We start from the raw sequence: 6,910 nt of genomic DNA on the forward strand, positions 1-6,910 counted from the left end.
GTCCCTGACCCATTGATGGTCCAGCGTCGCATTGTAGTGATGGAGCATCGCGATGAGGTGCAGCGGGGTGTCGTCGTTGATATTAAGGTCGTACGCGGTCTTGAACCCATTCACGCCGCGGACGTACTCGATCATGAGCCCGGATTCGTCAACGGAATCGTTGAAAACCTCGAGCGCGTCGCGGCTGAATTGCGGCATGAAATAGTCGAAGCCGTGAACGAACCACGACGTATCGCGAGAAACCAAGATGTCCGAGGGCGGAGAGTTCGTCGAGCCCCATCCTTGTGGATACTCCTTGACGATTCGCAGCATATTGGCTTTGGCCCACACCACCCCGCGGCTCACGAGCGGGGACGGCGTCATGAAACGAGCGTCGGCTAGACGTTCGCTGTAAAACCTCTGCGTGTCGTGCAGGGCGCGAGTGTCGGCCAGGAGGGCCTCTAGTACCGGTTTGCTTTTTTCGGTGCCGTCCTTATGAAAGACGACGGCCAAGCGTAGCGATTGCCGCGCACCCGCTTCAATGCGGATGTGATATTCGAAGGCGCCGAAGATGCGCTTAGCGCGCAGGTCCTCAGCTCGATCCGCTGCCCGCGCAAACGCCCCCATGGCATCTTCTTCGCCCGATATCAAGCCGCCGCGACGCATATTCTCCAGTAGCACGGTTTCGCGCAACGAGAGTTCGGCCGCGACGGGCTGGCGCGAACCGCCCCACCACCGCTCGCCTCCGGTCTCCGTGTTACGCGAGACGATGAAGTCACCGCTCGACCACGCCTGCATCTCGTTCTCGGATTCGCCGTAAAAGCGTTGGCCCACCAGAAGCGCCCACGGGAACGCAGCAACTTCAACCGCGTCGCTGCCCGGGTTGTAGAACGTGATGTCGACGACGAAGGAGACGGTTCGGTCGAACTTGGGGCCGAACGGCACGTAAAATGCCTCGGTAACGTGCAAGCGATTATCGAGCGTAAATTCCGAAATTTGCGCGTACGGAAGAAACGTGAATTCGCGTACGATTTGATGCGGAAACAGCGTTTGGCTTGAGTCGCGCAATCGATACGCTAATTGGTGCGTCCCGAAGATGATGCGGTCGGAATCGGCATCCCAGAGACCGCGCACGCCGCCTTTTGCCGTCGATTGAGCGTACGACTTGTAATTGCCCAAGAGCATGCCGTAAGGCGTCTGCGACTCGGGAAGGACGTAAGCGCAAAATTCATTTCGCTGCGCGTCGTAGCTCGGCGTCATTATCTGAATGCTCTACGCCCTTCGACGGGGCGCCCCTCTAGCAGCCCGAGCGCTTGCCAATTTTGCAGAAAGGTTCATGCTCGGTAAAGGCACAACGAACCACGGGTGCCATTCGTCATCGACGCCCCCGCAAAAATCAACCTCACGCTCGAAATTCTCTCCCGCCGCAAGGACGGCTACCACACGCTTCGTTCGCTGATGGTGCCGATCGCATTCGGCGATACGCTGCGCGTCGAACCGAGCGAACGGTTTGCTTTTTCGTGCGACGACGCGGCGCTGGCGAGCGAAGAGAATCTGGCGGCGCGCGCCGTTCGCGCGCTCGCCCTTTCGCAGCCCCACGCCGTGCATCTCGCCAAACGCACCCCCACTCAGGCCGGCCTCGGCGGCGGATCGAGCGACGCGGCGGCCGTTCTGCGAGCGGCGATGGACGGCGCGTTCGGTATGCTGGGCGACCGGGATTATCTGGCGATCGCACGCACGCTCGGTTCCGACGTGCCGTTTTTCCTCTGCGGAAGCGGGGCTCTGGTCGAAGGCACGGGCGAACGCGTCACCGCCGTCGGCGCGCTTCCCGATTGGCATCTGCTGATCGTCAAGCCGCCCGTTGCGGTCTCTACCCGCGATGCGTACGCTCGGCTGGATGAGACCTCGCGCCCCACGCGGCCGCGGGCCGGCTCGGCGAGTCTTCGCGCGCTTGAGGCGCTCCAGCGCGGCGACTTCGACGCGCTCGAAGCCCTCCTGACGAACGATTTTCACGATCCGATCGCAAGTGCCACGCCCGAGGTCGCTCTCACCGTCGAAGCGTTGCTCGCTGCGGGGGCAACCAACGCCCTCCTCTGCGGCTCCGGTTCGGCCGTCTTTAGCCTGGCGCCCGAGGCCTCCGCCATCGCCGCGCTCGCAGATCGGCTCGTCGTGCCTGAAGGCTACCGGCAATACCGGACCCGGTTCGCGCCCACGCCCGGATGGAGGCCGGCATGACCACCGCGGTCGTGCTGGCCGGCGGCCCGGAAGACGCGTTAGCCGCATCGCAGCCGGGGGCCGCAAATAAGGCGTTCGTCACCGTAGGCGGCATCGCGCTGGTCGAGCGCACGCTGGCGGCACTGCGCGCCTCGCCGTCGATCGGCCGCATCGTCGTCGTCGCCCCGGAACGAACCCACGCTCACCCAGCCCTAGCAATGGCCGACGACTTTCGCACCGACGGCAAACACATTCGCGAGAGCCTGCGCAGCGGGCTGGCGGGGTTGGAGCCCGAGGCAATCGTTCTGGTAAGCACTTCGGATCTGCCGATCCTCTCCGTCTCGGCCGTCGAAGATTTCGTCGAGCGCGCGCGCGCGGCGGACGGCGACGTCGGATACGGATGCGTCGAGCGTCGCACCCACGAAGCGCGGTTTCCTCAAATTCCCCATACCTGGGCGCGTTTTCGCAACGGCACCTACTGCGGCGCGGGGCTCGTCGCGATCAAGCCGCGCACCCTGCCGCACCTCGAACGTTTTATCGAGCGCTTGGGCGCCGCCCGAAAGAATCCGCTGGCTTTGGCGGGCCTGTTCGGATGGGATGTCTTGCTGCGGTACGCTACCGGTCGTTTGACGGTCGAGCAAGCCGAGGAGCGGGCCTCGATACTGCTCGGGGCCCCCGCGCGAGCGATCGTCTCGCCGTTTGCGGAGTGCGCCGTCAACGTCGATCGCGTCTCAGATATCGAACTCGCGCGGCAGCTCGTTCAACGCGCGTAAGGTTCTTTATTTCTCCGGCGAGCGCCAGCGCTTGAAGAGTTCGTTCGCGATGCCGAACTGGTCGAGCGCTTTCCCAACCGTGTGCGCGATAATATCGTCGACGCTGGTGGGGTTTGCGTACATCGCGGGAATGGGCGGCAGAATCGTCGCACCGATTTCCGCGAGTTGAGCGAGCGTGCGCAGGTGGCCCAGGTGCAACGGCGTTTCGCGAACGATCAGCACCACGCGCCGCCGCTCCTTCAGGCACACATCCGCCGCCCGTACGAGCAAGTTCGAATTCATCGAATATGCTATCGCGCTGGCCGACTTCATCGAGCACGGGATCACCAACATGCCGTCGGTGATGAACGAGCCGCTGGAGATCGCTGCCGCAAGATCGTCGTCGCGATGCACGACGTCGGCAAGCGCCTCGAAATCCTCGGGAACCATATCGGTCTCAAGCGCGATCGTGCGCTTCGACGCGGAACTCAGCACCAGATGCGTCTCGACGCCTCCGATCGCTCGTAATGCTTGGAGCGCCATGTAGCCGTAGGCACTCCCGCTCGCTCCACTAATACCGACGATAATGCGACGCATTCGGCTGCGGTTACACGCACGATGCAGGGGCGCCTGGTGCGACCACTAACATCCATCAGCCGTGCCCATATCCGTCCAGGCTCGCGCCTTCGTCGACGACGTCCTCGCCTGGCTCAGCCATTCCGACGACGCTCGCCTCATGCGCGCGATCCGCTCGCCTTACTCCGCCATTCCACACGATGCCGCCGCCGCATACGCCGCGCTGGCGCCGCGCATCGGGCCGCTGTTCGATGCCCTTGCGGGCGGGCGGCTCGCCCTGCCGGTCGCCGAGCGCGACGCGGTTTTGACGTTTGTGGAACGCTTGCGCGCGTTATCTCACAACGCGCCGGAGGGCGACGTGGCGACGTTGCGCGATGCGGTCGTTACAGCTTTCGCACTCGAGGAGGACCCTTCGGCCCAGCCGCAAGCGGAGTCCGAGCTGCGCCTTTCCCTACAAGAGTCGCAATCGGCCGATCCGCGCGCGGGCATTCGCGCGCGGCAACAACACTTCAGCGCCTCCGCTCTCAACGCGTTTGCGGAGTGCCCGCGCAAGTGGTACTACCGTTACGTCTGCGCCGCGGTCGAAGACCCGGGATCGTCCGCATCGTTCTACGGCACCGCTTTCCACCTGGCCCTCGAGCATTTTCACGAAGAGTTCGCGCGCCCGGGCGATGCGGACGAGGCGCTGATGCGAGAGCGCATCGTCGCGTACGTCGATCGCGCATTCGAGCAACACCGCGACGATTTCGATAGCGCGATCGAGGTCGAGCTGCAATTGCGCCGAGCGCAGCGCACGGCTCAACGGTACGTCGACTGGCTCGTCGCGCAGAGCCGCCGCGCGCCGTTCACCGTCATCGGGCGAGAGTTGCCGGCTAATCTCGATCTCGGCGGCCATGCATTCGTCGGTTTCATCGATCGTCTCGATCGCGACGATGGGACCGGTAACGTGAGCGTCATCGATTACAAGACCGGCGCCATCGCCGCGACCGCCGGCGAATATCTCGACAAGGTGCGTGCGTTCAAAGATTTTCAATTGCCGTTTTACTATTGGGCGCGCACCGAGCAAGGCGATCGCGTAACGCGTCTCGCACTTCTTCCGCTAAAAGACGCGATGCTCGACGTCGAGCCGGTCGTCCTCGAGGTCGTGCCGGTTCCTACCGCGCAAGCGCGCCGTAGCGAAGCCACGGTCGGGACGATCGGCATCGACGTGCTCGAACGCGCGCGAACGCGGATGATCGAGATTTGCACGGAACTCACCAGCGGCTCGATCGAATCGTTCGCGGTTACGACGGATCCTTCGGCCTGCACGTATTGCGCGTATAAACTCGCTTGCTCGCAACGCCCCCACGCGGAACGAGAGAAATTCGGACGATGACGGATCGCGAACTCACTGCCGAACAACGGGCCGCCGTCGACGCGTCGTTCGAAGGTTGCATCGCCGTGATCGGTGCACCGGGGACGGGCAAGAGTAGGGTGCTCGACGCGCGCCTGGACCGCGCGCAAGCGCTCTTTCCGCGGGCGCAGCCGTTGGCGGGCGACGCGTCTCGCGCGGCCGGCACCCTGGCGTGGTCCGTCCTGCGCGCGGCAAACGTTGCGTCGCAGCCGATCGACGACATCGATGCGGCTGGTGTGTTCGAAGCTGCGGCGATGCCGCTTTTGGCTTTAGAATGGGACGAATTCACGCGGCTGGAGATCGACCCGGAGGTGCCCGGCCTTCGCTCTCCCGCGCGCTTTCTCGATTCGGCCTTTCGTCTGTTCGGCAAGCTGCGCAATGCGGGGATCACTCCCGCGTCATTCCTCGAGGACTCGCTCGCCGCTGCGACGGCATTCTATGCGAAGCCACCGAACTTCGCGCACCCCGAACTGCTCCATGCCACCAAAGATGCCTACCGCAATTCGCTCGACGTCAGCGACAAAGAATTGGCGCGGCAGCATCGCCGCGAGATCGATCTATCGAAAATTCTCGCCAAACTCTACGGGACGTACGTCGATCGCTTGACCGAAAACGGCCTCCTTACGCCGACCGAAGCCGTGGCGCGCGCGCTGACGCTCGTGGAGAGCGATCCCGCGCTCGGAACGACCCTGCGCGCGCAGATCGGCTTCGCGTGTTTAGACGACGCTCAGGAACTAGGCGCAAACGATCTCGCGCTCCTGCGCGCAGTATTCGGAAAGGAACTGGCCGGCGTCACCTTCGCCGGCGACGCGTCCTCGACGTTAGGCTCGTTTCGCGGAGCCCGGCCCGAAGCGACGTTCGCGAGTGCCGCGCAGACGTTTATCCTGAGCGCGCAAGTACGCTCGCCGCTCGCACTGGAACTTGCAGCGCGTCAGCTGGGCGCCTCGCACGAAAAGCCGGATGCGCGCGAAGTGCAGCCGGCATTGCACGTGCATCGCGCAAAATCGCCGCAACACGAAGCCGTAACGATTGCAGAGTGGGTCAAGGCCCGGCTGGCCGAAGGCTCGCCTGCCAACCGCATCGCGCTGCTCTTTCGCTCGGTATGCGACGTGCACGCGTACGAATCGGCGCTTCTGGACCGCGAGATCCCAACCCAAATCGGCGGAGATTTCAACGTCTTCACCGATCCGCGAGCCCTCGACGCGCTCGCGCTGCTCTGGAATGTGTGGGATCCGTTTCGCCACGACTGGATGCTGCGCACGCTCTCGAATCCGCTGATGGCGTTGAGCGACAGCACCCTCGCACTTCTCTGCTCCGAGCCAAGCGACACTCAAACCACGCTCTTTCTCTCCGAAGCCGGCGCTGCGCCGCTCGTTCGTCCCAATCGATGGGACCCGAAACGTCACGTGCGTTTGGGTTGGAACGTGACGCGCGGCGATCAAGACGCCGCGCTCAACGAAACCGCTCGTGCCCGCGTCCAGCATTTTCGCGAGCTCCGCAACCAATGGATCGCCGCGCTCGGCACGCAGCCGCTCGATCGGTGGATCGAGCGCGTCTGGAACGACGGGCTCGCACGCGCGGGTGCCCCCGGCATCGCACGCGCGCTCGCACAGGAGCACGTCCTCGCGAGCCTCTACACCCGCCTTCGCGCGCTCCTGGCGGTGATGCCGGCCGCCACCCTCGGCGATCTGCTGGAAAGCGTCGCGTTGCGAGCGGAGAGTACGCTCGAAACCAGCGATACAAACGATGACGAGCGCTTCGTCCGCATCCTGGGCATCGATGCGGCGCGCGGCCTAGAGTTCGATCACGTCGTCATCGCAGACGCCCGCGCCGGTTCCTTCCCACGCTGGTATGTGCCGGACACCTTTCTCTTTAGCCCCAAATACGGCATCGTGCCTAAAGATAACGTCGGTGACGCGACCGCCGCGCGAACGGCAAAGTTCACCTACTACATGCATCGCAGCAAGGCGCGCGACCACTACAACGCGCAAGAACG

6 protein-coding genes are annotated in these 6,910 nt (G+C 64.0%); 4 read left to right on the top strand and 2 right to left on the bottom strand.

Translation table 11 applies throughout. From position 1 onward, the window contains the following. Window positions 1-1,239, bottom strand: a 1,239-nt coding sequence (locus VMW12_07405; protein ID HUZ49548.1) for a hypothetical protein, incomplete at its 3' end; no start/stop codon positions are given. A gap of 105 nt (window positions 1,240-1,344) precedes the next feature. Here VMW12_07405 and ispE point away from each other — a divergent pair. Next, window positions 1,345-2,214 (top strand): 4-(cytidine 5'-diphospho)-2-C-methyl-D-erythritol kinase, encoded by an 870-nt coding sequence (gene ispE / locus VMW12_07410; protein ID HUZ49549.1) that lies wholly within the window; start codon window positions 1,345-1,347, stop codon window positions 2,212-2,214. Next, window positions 2,211-2,966: an NTP transferase domain-containing protein gene (locus VMW12_07415; protein HUZ49550.1), complete on the top strand. Its 756-nt coding sequence runs from the start codon at window positions 2,211-2,213 to the stop codon at window positions 2,964-2,966. Before ispE ends, VMW12_07415 begins: the two co-directional genes overlap by 4 nt. A gap of 6 nt (window positions 2,967-2,972) precedes the next feature. Here VMW12_07415 and VMW12_07420 read toward each other — a convergent pair whose 3' ends face one another. Further along, on the bottom strand, window positions 2,973-3,542 hold the full coding sequence (locus VMW12_07420) for a UbiX family flavin prenyltransferase (GenBank protein ID HUZ49551.1): 570 nt from the start codon (window positions 3,540-3,542) through the stop codon (window positions 2,973-2,975). Window positions 3,543-3,603: 61 nt separating this feature from the next. Between VMW12_07420 and VMW12_07425 the strand changes: the two genes are divergently transcribed. Next, window positions 3,604-4,896 (top strand): PD-(D/E)XK nuclease family protein, encoded by a 1,293-nt coding sequence (locus VMW12_07425; protein HUZ49552.1) that lies wholly within the window; start codon window positions 3,604-3,606, stop codon window positions 4,894-4,896. Continuing rightward, on the top strand, window positions 4,893-6,910 hold a 2,018-nt coding region (locus tag VMW12_07430), incomplete at its 3' end, for a 3'-5' exonuclease (GenBank protein ID HUZ49553.1). The genes VMW12_07425 and VMW12_07430, both read left to right, overlap by 4 nt.

The organism is Candidatus Dormiibacterota bacterium (assembly GCA_035532835.1).
Classification (GTDB): domain Bacteria; phylum Vulcanimicrobiota; class Vulcanimicrobiia; order Vulcanimicrobiales; family Vulcanimicrobiaceae; genus DAHUXY01.